General features: G+C 69.1%; 16 protein-coding genes. 10 read left to right on the plus strand and 6 right to left on the minus strand.

All coding sequences use genetic code 11. The features are described from left to right. Positions 1 to 205 precede the first annotated feature (205 nt). Positions 206 to 1,849 carry an AMP-binding protein gene (locus tag QSK25_RS22925; RefSeq protein ID WP_285641097.1) on the plus strand — a complete coding sequence of 548 codons (1,644 nt, stop codon included), beginning with the start codon at positions 206 to 208 and terminating at the stop codon, positions 1,847 to 1,849. 139 nt (positions 1,850 to 1,988) lie between these two features. On the opposite strand, the gene QSK25_RS22930 is transcribed toward QSK25_RS22925, so the two are convergent. Both QSK25_RS22930 and QSK25_RS22935 read right to left on the minus strand, forming a co-directional pair. Further along, positions 1,989 to 2,588, minus strand: a complete 600-nt coding sequence (locus tag QSK25_RS22930; protein ID WP_285641099.1) for a hypothetical protein — start codon at positions 2,586 to 2,588, stop codon at positions 1,989 to 1,991. After that, complete coding sequence (locus QSK25_RS22935) at positions 2,585 to 2,899, minus strand: hypothetical protein (protein ID WP_285641101.1); 315 nt, start codon at positions 2,897 to 2,899, stop codon at positions 2,585 to 2,587. Before QSK25_RS22935 ends, QSK25_RS22930 begins: the two co-directional genes overlap by 4 nt. A gap of 102 nt (positions 2,900 to 3,001) precedes the next feature. Here QSK25_RS22935 and QSK25_RS22940 point away from each other — a divergent pair, with 102 nt between their 5' ends. The 9 genes from QSK25_RS22940 (at position 3,002) to QSK25_RS22980 (ending at position 11,247) form a co-directional block, all read left to right on the plus strand. Further along, positions 3,002 to 3,493 (plus strand): GNAT family N-acetyltransferase, encoded by a 492-nt coding sequence (locus QSK25_RS22940; protein WP_285641103.1) that lies wholly within the window; start codon positions 3,002 to 3,004, stop codon positions 3,491 to 3,493. Between the two features lie 75 nt (positions 3,494 to 3,568). Further along, positions 3,569 to 5,575: a threonine--tRNA ligase gene (gene thrS / locus QSK25_RS22945; protein WP_285641353.1), complete on the plus strand. Its 2,007-nt coding sequence runs from the start codon at positions 3,569 to 3,571 to the stop codon at positions 5,573 to 5,575. Then, positions 5,572 to 6,120, plus strand: a complete 549-nt coding sequence (locus QSK25_RS22950; RefSeq protein ID WP_285641105.1) for an HIT family protein — start codon at positions 5,572 to 5,574, stop codon at positions 6,118 to 6,120. Before thrS ends, QSK25_RS22950 begins: the two co-directional genes overlap by 4 nt. Before the next feature lie 89 nt (positions 6,121 to 6,209). Beyond that, entirely contained in the window at positions 6,210 to 6,356 is a 147-nt protein-coding gene (locus QSK25_RS22955) for a hypothetical protein (protein WP_285641107.1), read from the plus strand. Positions 6,357 to 6,634: 278 nt separating this feature from the next. Beyond that, complete coding sequence (locus tag QSK25_RS22960; protein WP_285641109.1) at positions 6,635 to 7,474, plus strand: helix-turn-helix domain-containing protein; 840 nt, start codon at positions 6,635 to 6,637, stop codon at positions 7,472 to 7,474. Positions 7,475 to 7,672: 198 nt separating this feature from the next. Next, the gene (gene pgsA, locus QSK25_RS22965; protein ID WP_285641111.1) at positions 7,673 to 8,275 is read left to right on the plus strand and encodes a phosphatidylinositol phosphate synthase; all 603 of its coding nucleotides are present in this window, start codon (positions 7,673 to 7,675) and stop codon (positions 8,273 to 8,275) included. Beyond that, entirely contained in the window at positions 8,272 to 9,174 is a 903-nt protein-coding gene (locus tag QSK25_RS22970; protein ID WP_285641113.1) for a phosphatidylinositol mannoside acyltransferase, read from the plus strand. The genes pgsA and QSK25_RS22970 overlap by 4 nt, the downstream gene beginning before the upstream one ends. Before the next feature lie 13 nt (positions 9,175 to 9,187). Further along, on the plus strand, positions 9,188 to 10,300 hold the full coding sequence (locus tag QSK25_RS22975; protein WP_285641115.1) for a glycosyltransferase family 4 protein: 1,113 nt from the start codon (positions 9,188 to 9,190) through the stop codon (positions 10,298 to 10,300). Further along, positions 10,297 to 11,247 carry an NUDIX hydrolase gene (locus QSK25_RS22980; RefSeq protein ID WP_285641117.1) on the plus strand — a complete coding sequence of 317 codons (951 nt, stop codon included), beginning with the start codon at positions 10,297 to 10,299 and terminating at the stop codon, positions 11,245 to 11,247. Before QSK25_RS22975 ends, QSK25_RS22980 begins: the two co-directional genes overlap by 4 nt. Positions 11,248 to 11,445: 198 nt before the next feature. Here the strand turns inward: QSK25_RS22980 and QSK25_RS22985 are convergent, their stop codons facing one another. Genes QSK25_RS22985 through QSK25_RS23000 form a run of 4 tightly spaced genes read right to left on the minus strand, consistent with a single transcriptional unit; the run spans position 11,446 to position 16,182 of the window. Continuing rightward, positions 11,446 to 12,438, minus strand: coding sequence for a TIGR03842 family LLM class F420-dependent oxidoreductase (locus tag QSK25_RS22985; protein ID WP_285641120.1), 993 nt, complete (start codon positions 12,436 to 12,438; stop codon positions 11,446 to 11,448). A 14-nt stretch (positions 12,439 to 12,452) separates the two neighbouring features. Next, the gene (gene hydA, locus QSK25_RS22990) at positions 12,453 to 13,838 is read right to left on the minus strand and encodes a dihydropyrimidinase (protein ID WP_285641122.1); all 1,386 of its coding nucleotides are present in this window, start codon (positions 13,836 to 13,838) and stop codon (positions 12,453 to 12,455) included. Next, entirely contained in the window at positions 13,835 to 14,677 is an 843-nt protein-coding gene (locus QSK25_RS22995) for a nitrilase-related carbon-nitrogen hydrolase (protein WP_285641124.1), read from the minus strand. Before QSK25_RS22995 ends, hydA begins: the two co-directional genes overlap by 4 nt. After that, entirely contained in the window at positions 14,674 to 16,182 is a 1,509-nt protein-coding gene (locus QSK25_RS23000) for an NCS1 family nucleobase:cation symporter-1 (protein WP_285641126.1), read from the minus strand. The genes QSK25_RS22995 and QSK25_RS23000 overlap by 4 nt, the downstream gene beginning before the upstream one ends. Between the last annotated feature and the right edge of the window lie 143 nt (positions 16,183 to 16,325).

Genomic DNA, 16,325 nt, shown 5'->3' on the forward strand with positions numbered 1-16,325 from the left:
CCGTCAGACTTCCCCGCGCGCGGTGGTGTGGCAGGCTGCCCGTGCGGGTACAGGGTGATCGTGCGGGTGCAGGGCGCGTGTAAACGTTTACACGCCCACATGTCCCGTTGTCATGCGAATTCCGCATGGAACAAGGCTTGGCTTGGGCTTTGCGGACAGTTACCGTCCGAATACCTCGGGGGACTTGCAGCGCGAGGAGCTGTTGATGCCAGGGTTGCGCAAGGTGTTTCGCGACGCCATGGGCCGGGTGCACTCACTCCGTGTTCTCTCCGCGGCGGGCATGGTGAGCCTGACGAACTTCAAGATGTCCGTGGAGGCGCTGCGAGAGGTCAAGGTCTGGGGGCCGAACGTGACGGCGCTGCGGCGGTCCGTCCGGCTGAACCCCGACGGCGTCGCGGTCGTCGACGAACGCGGTTCGGTGACCTACCGGCAACTCGACCGGCGTTCCAACGCGATCGCCCAGGGCCTGCGGTCACTGGGCGTGCAGCACACGCACATCGTCGCGTTGATGTGCCGCAACCACCGCGGCATGGTCGAGTCGCTGCTCGCGTGCGCGAAGCTCGGCGTCCGCGTCCTGCTGGTCAACACGGGCTTCGGCGCGCCCGTAGTGCTGGACCTGCTGCAACGCGAACGCGCGTCGCTGGTGATCCACGACGAGGAGTTCACCCCGCTGTTCCACCAGTTGCCGCCGTCGATCCCGCGCTGGCTCGCCTGGTCGCGCGACGGCCTCGACCGCCGCACGCCGACGCTGGACCAACTGGTCGCCAAGGCGCCGCGGGGTGAGCTGGAACCGCCGCGCGAACCCGGCGTCGTGATCCAGCTGACCTCCGGCACCACCGGCACGCCGAAGGGCACGGCCCGCGAGATCAAGTCGGTGCTGACGGCGTCGGACTTCCTCGACCGCATCCCGATGCGCTCGGGCGAGTCGACGTTCATCGCCGCGCCGATCTTCCACTCCGTCGGCTACTCGCACCTGACGCTCGCGATGTCGCTGGGCTCGCGCGCGGTGCTGCACCGCCGGTTCGACCCGCGCAAGACGCTGTGGTCGGTGCAGGGCCAGCGGTGCACGACGCTGGTGCTGGTGCCGACGATGCTGCAGCGGATCATGGAACTCGACCGGCACGTGATCGACTCGTTCGACCTGTCGCACCTGAGCGTCGTGTTCTCCTCGGGCGCGCCGATCTCGCCGGACCTCGTCGAACGCACCCAGGCCGTGCTCGGCCCCGTGCTCTACAACCTCTACGGCTCAACGGAAGTCGCCGTCGCCACCGTCGCCACCCCCGAGGACCTCGCGGCCGCGCCGTCCAGCGTCGGCCTGCCCCCGCACAACTGCCTCGTGCGCCTCTACGACGAAGAAGGCAACCGCATCACGCGTTCGTTCGTGACCGGCCGCATCTACGTGCGCGGCTCGTTGACCGTGGACCTCTACACGGACGGCACGCAGAAGGACTCCATCGACGGCCTCGTGTCGACCGGCGACCTAGGCCACTTCGACCCCAGTGGCCGGCTGTACTTCGACGGACGCGAGGACGACATGATCGTCTCCGGCGGCGAGAACGTGTACCCGGTCGAGGTCGAGAACCTGCTGATGACGCACTACCGGGTGCGTGACGCGGCGGTGCTCGGCGTACCGGACGCCGAGTACGGGCAACGGTTGCGCGCGTTCGTGGTGCCGGTGGCGGGGACGCGGATCGACGTGCGCGAGCTGCGCGAGTTCGTGCGGACCAGGCTGGCGCGGCACAAGGTCCCGCGCGAGGTCGTGGTCGTGCCGCAGCTGCCGCGCAACGCGACCGGCAAGGTGGTGCGGCGCCAGCTGCTCGCGATCCGGCTGGGACCGCAGGGTCACTAGTGCGATGGGGCGGAACGCACGCCACAGCAGAACGAGGGGGACTAATCCGGCTGTGGCGCGCGTTCCTGGCTTTGGGGAGCGCACGGCTCCGCGTCGGTCGTCGGGGAATCGGATGACGCGGGGCCGTGCGCTCGGTCGGTCACCGCTCGAAGCGGTCGCCGGGACGCCCCTCCCCGAAGGGGCCGCGCTGGTCGAAGCGGTCGCCCGGACCGCGGTCACCGCGATCGGGGCCGCGCTCGTACATCCGCACGTGGCCGGGGCCGCCGCGGTCGTCGAACCGGTTGGCCGCCACGGCACCCACGATCCCGCCACCGAGGACGAGGCCCAGCAGGCCGACGGCGACGAGCTGGGTAGCCCGGTGGCCGGCGACTCTCCGCACGCGGCCGGAGCGGCGCGGCGGCGGTGGAGGAAGTGGGGCGGACGGGTACTGGGCCGCGCCGGGAGGGGGTGGTGCGGCGGGGCCTTCGGCGGCGGTCGCGGTCGGCTGGTCCGGCTGGGCCGTGCCGGGTGTGGGCTGGCTCGCCACACCGGGGTGCTGGCTCGCCACACCGGGGTGCTGGCCCGACGCTGCAGGCTGGTGGCCTGCCGCACCCGGTGCGGCGGCGGTGGGCTGCTGGCCAGGCGTGGCCGTGGCGTCGGCCGGCAGCGGGGTCGTCACCTGGTCCGGTGCGGGCTGGGCGGCCCGCGGTGTGTCTCCTGACGGCTCCTGCGGCGGAGGCGTCTGTCCCTGCTCGCTCATGTCCTCAACGATGCGCCGCTCTGCTGAGCTGGGGCTGACAGCCACCTGTTCGTTTCCTGAAGCTCGCCAGGGCTGTGCGCGGAGTTCAGCACGGGCCTCGTACCAGCGAAAACATGGCGTTGATCGGCGAAGGTCGCGCCGAACAGCTCGTCGTCGAGCTTGCCCGACCACAGGAAGTGCAGGGCCGTGCGCGTGCCGTCGCGGGCGTCTCGGCGCGTGTAGTGGTCGCGCAGGTCGGCGTACAGCAGGCGCAGATCGTCCCGGTTGGACTCGGTGAGGCGAACGGGGCATGTGACGACCAGGTCGGACATGTCGACCAGGGTGCTCGCGCCCGTCACCGCGGCGCATCCGGAAAACCACTCAGAAGCGTGTACGTAGGTAAAGCGGTTGCGTGGACCGGCTTCAATCGGGGCATGGAACTCGTACCGCTCCGCCTGGAGTTCGCCCCAGCCATGCTCGCCGGTGGGCCGCGGGAACGCGAGGTCGCCCGGCTCACGGGCACTCACGCGACGTTCGAACTGGCGGATGTCGAGGCCTACATCGAACGGACCCTGAACGACCCGAACCGCTACACCCGCGCCATCACCGAGGACGGGAAGTTCCTCGGCGAGGTCGTGCTCACGATCGATCCGCCCAACCGGTCCGCGGGGCTGCGGATCGCGATGTGGGACGGGTTCGGCAAGGGCTACGGGACCGCCGCCCTGAAGCACGTGCTGGACCACGCGTTCCACGAGCGGAACCTGCACCGGGTGGACCTGGAGGTGTACGACTTCAACGAGCGGGCCATCCACGTGTACCAGAAGCTGGGCTTCCGCGAGGAGGGCCGGCTCCGCGACGCCCTGCTCTGGGACGGCGTCTTCCACGACGCGATCGTCATGTCCATCTTGAGCACCGATAACATCTGATCCGCAATCACCTCTTCGAACGTAGGAGTCACCGTGTCCGAGTCGCGCCCAGCAGTCGCCCAGAACCCGCCTCGCGTGGTGGTTCCGGCTGGGACGACGGCGGGCACGGCCGTGCGCGAAGCCGGCCTCCCGGGCAAGGGCGCCGACGCGATCGTCGTCGTGCGCGACGCCGAGGGCCACCTGCGCGACCTGTCGTGGACCCCGCAGGTCGACGTCGAGGTCGAGGCCGTCGCCGCGGACACCGAGGACGGCCGCAGCGTCATCCGCCACTCCGCCGCGCACGTGCTGGCGCAGGCCGTGCAGCAGCAGTTCCCCGAGGCCAAGCTCGGCATCGGCCCGCCCGTGAAGGACGGCTTCTACTACGACTTCCAGGTCGAGAAGCCGTTCACGCCCGAGGACCTGCAGGCGCTGGAGAAGCGCATGAAGCAGATCATCAAGTCCTCGCAGCGGTTCTCGCGCCGCGTCGTCGAGTCGATCGACTCCGCGAAGGCCGAGCTCGCGTCCGAGCCGTTCAAGCTGGAGCTCGTCGACATCAAGAGCGACGTCGACACCAGCGAGGTCATGGAGGTCGGCGGCGGCGAGCTGACGATCTACGACAACGTCGACCCGCGCTCGGGTGAGCAGGTGTGGGGCGACCTGTGCCGCGGCCCGCACGTGCCGACCACCAAGCACATCCCGGCGTTCAAGCTGACCCGTGTGGCCGCCGCCTACTGGCGCGGCAACGAGAACAACCCGCAGCTGCAGCGCATCTACGGCACCGCGTGGGAGTCCGCCGAGGCGCAGGACGCGTACCTGGAGCGCCTGGCCGAGGCCGAGCGCCGCGACCACCGCAAGCTGGGCGTCGAGCTCGACCTGTTCTCGTTCCCGGACGAGATCGGTTCCGGCCTCGCGGTGTTCCACCCCAAGGGCGGCATCATCCGCAAGGCGATGGAGGACTACTCCCGCCAGCGCCACACCGAGGCGGGCTACGAGTTCGTCTACTCGCCGCACATCACCAAGGGCAAGCTGTTCGAGGTCTCCGGTCACCTGGACTGGTACAAGGACGGCATGTACCCGGCGATGCACCTCGACGCCGAGGTCGACGAGGACGGCACGGTCCGCAAGCCCGGCCAGGACTACTACCTGAAGCCGATGAACTGCCCGTTCCACGACCTGATCTTCAAGTCGCGCGGGCGTTCCTACCGCGAGCTGCCGCTGCGCATGTTCGAGTTCGGCTCGGTGTACCGCTACGAGAAGTCCGGCGTGGTGCACGGCCTGACCCGCGTGCGCGGCATGACGCAGGACGACGCGCACATCTTCTGCACCCGCGACCAGATCCGCGACGAGCTCAAGTCGTTGCTGAACTTCGTGCTGGACCTGTTGCGCGACTACGGCCTGGACGACTTCTACCTGGAGCTGTCGACCAAGAACCCGGAGAAGTTCGTCGGACCGGACGACATCTGGGAGGAGGCGACCGCGACGCTCGCGTCGGTTGCCGAGGAGTCCGGCCTGGACCTCGTGCCCGACCCCGGTGGCGCCGCGTTCTACGGCCCGAAGATCTCCGTGCAGGCGAAGGACGCGCTGGGCCGCACCTGGCAGATGTCGACGATCCAGCTCGACTTCATGCTGCCGGAGAAGTTCGAACTGGAGTACACCGGTCCGGACGGCTCCCGCCAGCGCCCGGTCATGATCCACCGCGCGTTGTTCGGCACGGTCGAGCGCTTCTTCGGCGTGCTGACCGAGCACTACGCGGGCGCGTTCCCGGCGTGGCTCGCGCCGGTGCAGGTCATGGGCATCCCGGTCACCTCCGAGAACGCCGACCACCTGTTCGCGGTCCGCGAGACGCTGAAGAAGGCCGGCATCCGGGTCGAGGTGGACGCCTCCGACGACCGCATGCAGAAGAAGATCCGCAACCACACCATGCAGAAGGTGCCGTTCATGCTCCTGGCCGGTGCCAAGGACGTGGAGGCGAACGCGGTGTCGTTCCGGTTCCGCGACGGCACGCAGATCAACGGCGTGCCGGTGGAGCGGGCCGTGGAGCAGATCGTGGAGTGGGTCGGCCGTCGCGAGAACGCCTCGCCCACGGCGGAACTGCTCTCGTGACGCCTGAGTACTCCGCTCAGGACGGTGTGGGGGTCCCGGACGCGTTGCAGCGCCTGTGGACCCCGCACCGCCTGTCGTACGTGCAGGGCGCGGGCAAGGCGGCCGGTGACGAACCCGCCGGGTGCCCGTTCTGCCAGGTGGTCTCGCTGTCCGACGAGGACGGCCTGATCATCGCGCGCGGGGCCGAGGTGTTCGCGCTGCTCAACCTGTACCCGTACAACCCCGGGCACCTGATGGTGCTGCCGTACCGGCACGTCGCGGACTACACGTCGCTGACGGTGTCGGAGGTCGCCGAGCTCGGCGCGTTCACGCAGAAGGCGATGCGGGTGGCGCGGCACGTGGCGGCGCCGCACGGGTTCAACATCGGCATGAACCAGGGCGTCGTCGCCGGCGCCGGGATCGCCGCCCACCTGCACCAGCACGTCGTGCCGCGGTGGGGCGGGGACGCGAACTTCATGCCGGTCATCGGGCACACCAAGGTGCTGCCCCAGCTGCTGGGCGAGACCCGGCAGCTGCTCGCCGACGGTTGGAAGGCCATCGACTGATCGTTTAACGACGCCTATCTGTTGACTTTCGATAGGTGGCGCGCGATAGTCGATCTATGCCTCGACTTCTGCTGCCCCTGTTGGGCTCCGTGCTGCTCATCGCGCTCGGCGTGGGCGCGCTCCTGTACGGCCAGCACGACGACGCGCCCGGTCTCGGGCTCATCGGCTTCGTGCTGATTCTTGGTGCTCTCGTGGTGGGTGTTCGCGCAGTTTTGCGAGCTAAACGGGGCGTTTAGTCGACGTCGGTGTGATTGAACCCCGTACTAATTGTTGGACAAAAGAGTGACAAAAACCACTCAGTTTGTCCGGTGCGGACAATCGGCCAAGTTTCCACGTGGCAAGGAATGGCTTTCGACTACGTCTTTCGGGTGCATTTCTTCGATCGATCGAGACGTAACACCAGCACAAAGCGATTCCAGGTAGGTGAGATCACCCACCTGGAGGTGTCAACTGCGAGTCAAGTCCCCGCCTATGGCCGATCGTCTCACTGTGCGCGAATGGTTACGGTGCGAACATGACCGCACCTGAGCGTTCGCGATTAGCGAGAGAGCGGCTTTCGCGTGAACTACGCCGGTTGCGCACCGAGGCGAAGATGACCGGCACGGCCACCGCCCGTGCCACCGGGATGAGCCAGTCAAAGCTGTCGAAGATCGAGAACGGCATGCTGCTCCCGTCCGTGACGGACGTGGAGCGTCTCGTGGCGGAACTGGCCGCCGCGAGGGAGACGCGCATCGAACTGGTCGAACTCGCCAGGTCGCTGCACGCGGAGGCGGAAACCCGCCGCGTCGTGCTGCACCGAGGAGCGCACCGCCACCAGCAGACGATCACCCGCGTGGAGGCGCGGGCTGCGACGTCGAGGTTCTTCCAGGTCAACCTGGTGCCCTCGCTGCTGCAGTCCGAGGCCTACCTGCGGGTCGTGCTGGGGACGATGCCGCATTCGGAGCAGGAGGCCGCGGTGGCCGCCCTGCGCACCCGCCGTTCCCGGATGGACGACCTGGCCAAGCAGTTCGTGTTCGTGCTCTCCGAAAGCGCCCTGCGCTGGCGGATGGGCTCGGCCGACCTGATGGCCGAACAGGTCGAACACCTGGCCGCCCTGCAACGCCGCCCGAACGTCCGCCTGGGCGTCGTGCCGTGGAACGTCGACGCGAACATCGTCGCGCTGCACGGGTTCCACATCTACGACGAGCGCGTGGTGACGGTCAGCGTGCTGACCGGCAACGCCACCATCACCGATCCGCTGGACGTGCGCGAGTACCTCGCGTTGTTCGGCCGGCTGGAGAGGCTGGCGGTGCGAGGGGAGGAGTTGCAGGCGTTGCTGAAGCGCATCGCCGAAGACCACCGCCGGCTGGGGTAGCCGGGTTGATCCGCCGGGCTCGTGGGAGCGGCCTGGCAAGAGTTCCCGTGAGGGGGTCGGGCGGGCTGCCCGTGCTGGTTCGCCCGCCTGCCGTCCCGTCCCGCACCGGCGGGACCACGGGCGAACCGTGCGTTCCAGGCGCCGAACGACCGCCCGCGGAACGCCTGTTTCAGCAGTCCAGCTAGGCTGCGACCTGCCATGCTGAACATCTTCGCTCGCGCGTCCGTCTCGCGCGTCACCGATCCGATCGGGGCGTGGCTGCTGGCGCGTGGCCTCACGCCCAACGCCGTGACCGTCGCCGGAACGATCGGCGCCGTCGCCAGCGCGCTGTGGTTCATCCCCCGCGGTCAGCTGTTCCTCGGCTGCGCGCTCGTGACGTTCTTCGTGCTCCTCGACCTGATCGACGGGGCGATGGCCCGCGCTCAGGGGCCCACGAAGTTCGGGGCCGTGCTCGACGCCACCTGCGACCGCATCGCGGACGGGGCGTTGTTCGCGGCGCTCACCTGGTACGCGTTCGACACCGGCAACCGGTGGACGGCGGCGGCCGGGTTCATCTGCCTGGTGGCCTCGCAGGTCATCTCCTACGTCAAGGCCCGTGCCGACGCGTCCGGGCTCAGCGCGGACGGTGGACTGGCGGAACGGGCCGAGCGGTTCATCGTCGCGCTGGTCGGCGCCGGGGTGCAGGGGCTCGGGGTGCCGTACCTGATGGACATCTCGCTGTGGTTGCTCGCGGCCATGACGGTGGTGACGGTCCTGCAGCGCATCACGGCCGTCGCGAAGTCCGCCAAGGAGGCGGCGTGAACCTCGCGACGCTCGGGTACGGCGCCGGGTGGCGGTTGATCAGGTTGCTGCCCGAGTCCTGGGCGCGCGGGCTGTTCCGGGCGGGCGCCGACCACGCGGCCAGGAAGAACGGCGCCGGCGTCCAGCAGCTGCGCAAGAACCTGCGCAGGGTCGTGCCGCAGGCCGGTGAGGAGGAGCTGGACGAACTCGTCCGGGACTCGCTGCGGTCCTACGCGCGGTACTGGTGCGAGGCGTTCCGGTTGCCGTCGATGGACCTGAAGGCGGCGTACGAGAAGTGCGACTCGCAGGTGTCGGGGGTGGAGAACCTCGACGCGGCCATCAAGAACGGCACCGGTGCGGTGGTGGCGCTGCCGCACAGCGGCAACTGGGACATGGCGGGCGTGTGGCTCGTCGGGCACTCCGGCACGTTCACGACGGTGGCCGAGCGGCTCAAGCCCGAGTCGCTGTACCGGAAGTTCGTGGAGTTCCGCGAGACGCTCGGCTTCGAGGTGCTGCCGCTGCACGGAGGCGACCGTCCACCCGCGACGGTGCTCGCCGAACGCCTGCGCGACAACAAGGTCGTCTGCCTGCTCGCCGACCGGGACCTGACGTCGTCGGGCGTGCCCGTGACGTTCTTCGGCGAGCAGACGCTGATGCCCGCCGGCCCGGCGCACCTGGCGGCCACGACCGGGGCCGCGTTGCTGCCGGTCGGGTGCTGGTTCACCGCGGACGGCTGGCACTTCCGGATCCACCCGCCGATCAAGGTCGGCACGGTGCAGGCCGCCACGCAGGCGGTCGCCGACGTGTTCGCCGCCGACATCGCCGCGCACCCCGCCGACTGGCACATGTTGCAGCAGCTCTGGCTCGCCGACCTGCCGGAGAAGCGGCGCGCGGCGCTGGCCAGGAGGCTCGCGCGGTGAAGGTCGTGGCCAGGTGAAGGTGGGAATCGTCTGCCCGTACTCCTTCGACGTGCCAGGGGGAGTGCAGGCGCACGTCGTCGACCTCGCGCGCGCCCTGATCGGCCTCGGCCACACCGTGAACGTCCTCGCGCCCGCCGACGACGACCACGAGCTGCCGCCGTTCGTCACGTCCGCGGGCCGCGCGGTCGGCATCCCGTACAACGGGTCGGTGGCACGCCTGAGCTTCGGGCCCGTCTCGTACGCGCGGGTGCGGCGCTGGATCGACGAGCACCAGTTCGACGTCCTGCACCTGCACGAACCGACGGCGCCGTCGCTGTCGATGCTCGCGCTGATGGTCGCGGACGGCCCGATCGTCGCCACCTTCCACACCTCGACGCCGCGCTCGAAGATGCTGTCGGCGTTCCAGGGCGTGCTCCAGCCGTTCCTCGAGAAGGTCACCGCCCGCATCGCCGTGTCGGCGCTGGCGCGGCGCGTGCAGGTCGAGCACCTCGGCGGCGACGCGGTGGAGATCCCGAACGGCGTCGACGTCGACTTCTTCGCCTCGGCGTCCACTTTGGACGGCTATCCCCGGGTGGGGGGCACGATCGGTTTCGTCGGCCGCTACGACGAACCGCGCAAGGGCATGCCGGTGCTGTGGGAGGCGTTCGGCCTGATCGCCGACGAGTTCCCGGACCTGCGCCTGCTCGTCGTGGGCCGCGGCGAGAACCCGTTCGAGGGCCGCTTCGCCGACCGCGTCGACCTGCTCGGCCAGGTGAGCGACGAGGACAAGGCCCGGATGCTGCGGTCGATCGACGTCTACGTGGCCCCGAACACCGGCGGCGAATCGTTCGGCATCATCCTCACCGAGGCCATGTCCGCCGGCACCGCCGTGGTCGCCTCCGACCTCGACGCCTTCCGCCGCGTGCTCGACGACGGCAAGGCGGGCGTGCTCTTCCCGGTGAGCGACGCTCCCGCGCTGGCCGACGCCCTGCGTTCCGTGCTGCGCGACTCGGCCCTGCGCGCCGAGTACGTGTCCGTTGCGTCCCAACGGGTCCAGGCCTTCGACTGGTCCGTCGTCGCCTCCCAGGTCCTGCGCGTCTACGAGACCGCCATCGCCGCCGACCCGCGCCGGGTGAGCGAGGCATGACCGCCGCACTCGTGGTCGTGCTCGTCGCACTGCTGCTGGCCACCTGGATCCTGCGCATCGCCAACCGCCTGGACCGCCTGCACGTCCGCACCGACGCGGCCTGGGCCGCCGTCGACGCCGCCCTGGCCCGCCGAGCCGTCGTCGTCCGCGCCCTGCTGGACCCGGCGCTCTCCGCCGCGGCGTCCAAGGCCGAGGCCGCGTCCCGCGCCGACCGCGAAGAGGCCGAGAACGAACTCTCCGCGTTGCTGGGTGCCCTCGACCGCTCTTCGCTGGCCCCGGCGCTGGCCTTCGAACTCGCCGACGCCGAGGAACGGGTCGTGCTCGCCCGCCGCGTCCACAACGACGCCGTCCGCGACACGCTCCTGCAACGCCGCCGCCGCATCGTCCGCTGGCTGCGGCTGGCAGGCACCGCCCCGCAGCCGTCGTACTTCGAGATCGCCGAGCCCGCCGCCCCGTCCGACGCGGTGATGCTGAAGCCCCGGCCCTCTGCCCGCGTCGTGCTGACCGACCACGACGGCAGGGTCCTGCTGTTCCAGGGCTTCGACCCGGCCCGCCCGCAGGAGTCGTTCTGGTTCACCGTCGGCGGCGGCGTCGAGGACGGCGAGGAACTGCGCGAAGCGGCGCTGCGCGAGGCGTTCGAGGAAACGGGCCTGAAGCTGACGGCGGACGACCTCGTCGGCCCGGTCTGGCGGCGCCGCGCGGTGTTCAGCTTCGACGGCGAGACGTTCGACGCGGAGGAGTGGTTCTTCCACGCCACCGTCGCCGACGCCCCGGCCGTCGACACCTCGGGCTTCAACGACGTCGAGGAAACGTCGATCACCGCGTTCCGGTGGTGGAGCGCGGAGGAGCTGGAGGCGGCCGAGGACACCGTGTACCCGGTGCAGCTGGCCGAGCTCCTGCCGAGCCTGCGGACCGCGTGGGACGGCGAGACCCGCACGGTCCGCTGAGCAGCTGCCCTGTAGTTCTGTCCGCACCCACCCGAGCCCGCTTCACGTTTTCCTGCCGCACGCGGGGCCCCCGCGTGCGCTCAGTGCGAACGAAAGCTCCCCGCGTGCACTCCGGCAACGTGGAAAGCGCTCGTGAAACGAGCGCGACCACGGACAGGACTTCCGGCCGAACGCTTCAGGCGAGCCCGGCGGAAACCCCTACACGGCGGAGATGATCGCCGATCCGTAGGCGTCGCGCGTCTTGTCCTTCTCGTCGTGCATCAGGTACAGCGCGAAGTTGTCGACCCCGATCTCCTTCAGCTCCTGCAACCGTTCGACGTGCGCGGACTCGGGGCCCACCAGGCAGAAGCGGTCCACGATCGCGTCCGGCACGAAGTCCGTGGAACGGTTGCCCGCCTTGCCGTGGTGGGCGTAGTCGTAGCCCTCCCGGTCCTTGATGTAGTCGGTCAACGCCTTGGGCACGACGCCGGAATCCCCGTACCGCGCGACGAGGTCCGCGACGTGGTTGCCGACCATGCCGCCGAACCACCGCAGCTGGTCGCGCTGGTGGGCGAGGTCCGTGCCGACGTACGCGGGGGCGGCCACGCACATCGTGATCGCCGACGGGTCGCGGCCCGCGGCGGTGGCGGCTTCGCGGACGGAGCCGATGGTCCAGCGGGCGATGTCCGGGTCGGCGGTCTGCAGGATGAAGCCGTCGGCCTGCTCACCGACCATCTTCAGCGCGCGCGGACCGTAGGCGGCCATCCACATCTCGAGCTTTCCGTTGCGCACCCACGGGATCTGCACCGGCGTGCCGTGGTGTTCGACCTCTCGCCCCTCGGCCAGCTCCTTGATCACGTGCATCGCGGAGCCCAGCGTGGCCAGGGAGGCCGGTTTCTGGCCGATCACGCGGCGGGCCGAGTCGCCCCGGCCGATGCCGCAGACCGTGCGGTTGCCGAACATGTCGTTCAGGGTGGCGAAGAGCGACGCCGTGACGGACCAGTCGCGGGTCGACGGGTTGGTGACCATCGGGCCCACCACGAGGTCCCTGGTCGCGGCGAGCACCTGCGAGTAGATGACGAACGGTTCCTGCCACAGCACGCAGGAGTCGAACGTCCAGCCGTAGCGGAAGCCGCAGTCCTCGGCCGCGCGGAGGCCTTCCACCACGTCCCGCGCCGGCGGGTCGGTCTGAAGCACTACACCGAAGTCCACGGGTCGCGCCCTTCCTAGACGAGGTACTGGTTGAGATCGCGGGTCACGAACCGGCCGTGGCCCCTCGAGCCGTGGTAGGCGCCGTCGGCGATCACCTTGCGGCCGCGCGAGAACACGGTGTCGACCTTGCCGGTGATGTCGAAGCCCTCGTAGGCCGAGTAGTCCACGGCCATGTGGTGCGTCTCGGCGGAGATCGTCTGGGACGCCTGCGGGTCGTAGACCACCACGTCCGCGTCGGCTCCCGGTGCGATCACGCCCTTGCGCGGGTACATGCCGAACATGCGCGCGGGCGTGGTGGCGACGATCTCGACCCACCGTTCGCGGGTGATCTCGCCCTTCACGACGCCCTGGTGCAGCAGGTCGACGCGGTGTTCGACGCCGGGCATGCCGTTCGGGATCTTCGAGAAGTCGCCGACGCCGAGCTGCTTCTGGTCCTTGAAGCAGAACGGGCAGTGGTCGGTGCTCACCACGGAGAGGTCGTTGGTGCGCAGACCCCGCCACAGCGACGACTGGTGTTCCTTGGGGCGCAACGGCGGCGACGCCACGTACTTCGCGCCCTCGAACCCGGGACGGGCCAGGTCCTCCAGCGAGAGGTACAGGTACTGCGGGCACGTCTCGGCGAACACGTTCTGGCCCGTGTCGCGTGCGGCCGTCACGGCGTCGAGTGCCTGTGACGCCGAGAGGTGCACGATGTACAACGGCGAACCGGTGACCTTCGCGAGCTGGATCGCGCGGGAGGTGGCCTCGCCCTCCAGTTCCGGTGGCCTGGTCAGGCCGTGCTGCACGGGGTCGCCCAGGCCGGATGCCAGCGCCTGCGCGACGAGCTGGTCGATCGCGATGCCGTTCTCCGCGTGCATCATGATCGTGGCGCCGGTCTCGCGCGCCTTCTGCATGGCGCGCAGGATCTCGCCGTCGGTCGCGTAGAACACGCCGGGGTAGGCCATGAACATCTTGAAGCTGTTCACGCCCGCCGCGATGCAGGACTCCATCTCCTTGAGCGACTCGTCGGTCACGTCGGAGATGATCATGTGGAAGCCGTAGTCGACGGCGCAGTTGCCGTCCGCCTTGGTGTGCCACTTGTCCAGAGTGGACAACAGGGACGAACCCTTGGGCTGCACGGCGAAGTCGACGATCGTCGTCGTGCCGCCCCACGCCGCCGCGATCGTGCCGGTCTCGAACGTGTCGGCGGACTGGGTGCCGCCGAACGGCATCTCCATGTGCGTGTGCGCGTCGATGCCGCCGGGGATCACGTACTTGCCGGCCGCGTCGATCACCTCGTCGGCCTGCACCTCGAAACCGGGCGTGACCAGGGCGGCGATGTGCTCGCCCTGGATCAGCACGTCGGCGGCGTGCGAGCCGGTCGCGTTGACGACCAGGCCGTTGCGGATCAGGACACTCACGGCGTCACCAGGCCCTCGTAGGTGTCGGGACGGCGGTCGCGGTAGAACGCCCACGTGTCGCGGACCTCGGTCAGCAGGTCCAGGTCGAGGTCGCGCACCACGAGCTCTTCCTCGGTGTCGGACGCCGCGTCGCCGACGAGCTGGCCGCGCGGCGACACGAAGTACGTCTGGCCGTAGAACTCGTTGTCGCCCAAGGGCTCCACGCCCACCCGGTTGATCGCGCCGACGAAGTACTCGTTCGCGACGGCCGCGGCGGGCTGCTCCAGCTTCCACAGGTACTCGCTGAGAGACCTGGACGTCGCCGACGGGTTGAACACGATCTTCGCGCCCGCGAGCCCGAGTGCGCGCCACCCCTCGGGGAAGTGGCGTTCGTAGCAGATGTAGACGCCGATGCGCCCGACCGCCGTGTCGAACGTCGGGTACCCGAGGTTGCCCGGCTTGAAGTAGAACTTCTCCCAGAAGCCCTTGACCTGCGGGATGTGGTTCTTGCGGTACTTGCCGAGGTACGTGCCGTCGGCGTCGATCACGGCCGCGGTGTTGTAGTAGACGCCCGGCTGCTCGACCTCGTACATCGGCACGATCAGCACGATGTTGTGCTGCGCGGCCACCTCCTGCATGAGCCGGGTGGTCGGACCGTCCGGAATGGACTCGGTGTAGGAGTAGAAGTCCGCGTCCTGCACCTGGCAGAAGTACGGCCCGTAGAAGAGCTCCTGCAGGCACAGCACCTGCGCGCCCTGCGATGCGGCAGTGCGGATGTGCTCGACCGCGTTCGCGATCATCGACTCCTTGTCGCCCGTCCACTTCTGCTGGACGAGCGCCGCCCGGATGATGTTGCTCACCTGGTCGTCTCCTTTGCCGAGTTGTCCTTCAGAGCGAGGAAGACCAGGAAGCCGGCCGCGAAGCCGACGACCCAGTTGTAGTCGTAGAGGGGCTTGAGGAACGGGATCAGCCCGTCCGCCGGGAACGGCCCGCCGTGAGCGCCGCCGACCGCGAGCACCGAGCCCACGAGCGTCGCCACGACCGCGCGCCAGTTCCAGCCGCCGTTGAACCAGTAGGCGCCGCGACCGTCGAGGTAGAGGTCGGCGAGCTCCAGCCGGGTCTTCTTGATCACCCAGTACCCGGCCACGAACACCCCGGCCACCGACGCGAGCAGGCCGCCGTAGAACCCGAGCCACGCGAAGATGTAGATGTTCGGGTCGGAGATCAGCCGCCACGGCTGGATCACGATGCCGATCACGCCGGTGATCAGGCCGCCGACCGCGAACGTGATCTTGCGCGGGAAGGCGTTCGAGAAGTCGTAGGACGGGCTCACGACGTTCGCCGCGAGGTTCGCCGAGATCGTCGCCAGCACCAGCGAGATCAGCGCGATGATCACCAGGAACGTGTTGTCGAAGCGGGACGCGAGGTCGGCCGGGTCCCAGATCGCCTCGCCGTACAAGGCCTGCGCGCCCGACGTCGTCAGGATCGCGACGATCGCGATGAACGACATCGTGGTCGGCAGGCCGAGGATCTGCCCGGTCACCTGCTTGCGCTGGCTACCGCCGAACCGGGTGAAGTCCGGCATGTTCAGCGACAGCGTCGACCAGAACGCGATCATGCCCATCAGCGCGGGGAAGAAGACCTTCCAGAAGTCCGGTCCCCAGCCGAGCGTGCTGCCCTGGTGCAGGATCGGCCCGAACCCGCCGGCCTTCACCAGCACGTACCCGAGCAGGATCAGGAACCCGACGCTCACCAGCGGCGCCGTCCAGTTCTCGAACCGCCGGATCGCCTCCATGCCGCGCCAGATCACGAGCATCTGCACGACCCAGAAACCGAAGAAGCACAACCACAACGTCCACGGCTGCCCGCCGATCGACGACGCCTTCGTCCACCCGTCACCGGTCAGCCGCCCGATGATCACGTGCAGCGCCTTGCCGCCGACCCACGTCTGGATGCCGAACCAGGCGCACGCGATGAACGCCCGCAGCAGCGCCACCAGGTTCGCGCCGCGGACGCCGTAGAACGCGCGGGCGAACACGGGGAACGGGATGCCGTACTTGGTGCCCGCGTGGCTGTTGAGCAGCATCGGGATCAGCACGATCAGGTTGCCGAGGGTGATCGTGAGGAACGCCTGGACCCAGTCCATGCCGATCGCGATCAACGACGCCGCGAGCGTGTAACTGGGGATGTTGTGCGCCATGCCCATCCACAGCGCGAAGAAGTTGTAGGTCGACCACGTCCGCTTCGCGACGGGGACGGGGGCGAGTTCGGGGTTGAAGAACCTGCTGTTCTCGATGGGACCTGTGTCGCTCAGTTCGACGCGGCCATCAGGTGTGACCTGGGGCGGTGAGGACTCGACTGCCATCGGACAACCCCCTGTTACGCTGCTGAAACAACGTCAACCCGGTCGGATTCCACCCCGGAATCCTGGGTCCGCCGCCGCAGGTGTGGCAGTGTCAGAGTGTCCACGCTTGTCATGATCGGCGCACATTGTGTTCCATTGGCGGT

The organism is Lentzea sp. NBRC 102530, from assembly GCF_030269365.1.
Taxonomy (GTDB): Bacteria; Actinomycetota; Actinomycetes; order Mycobacteriales; family Pseudonocardiaceae; genus Lentzea.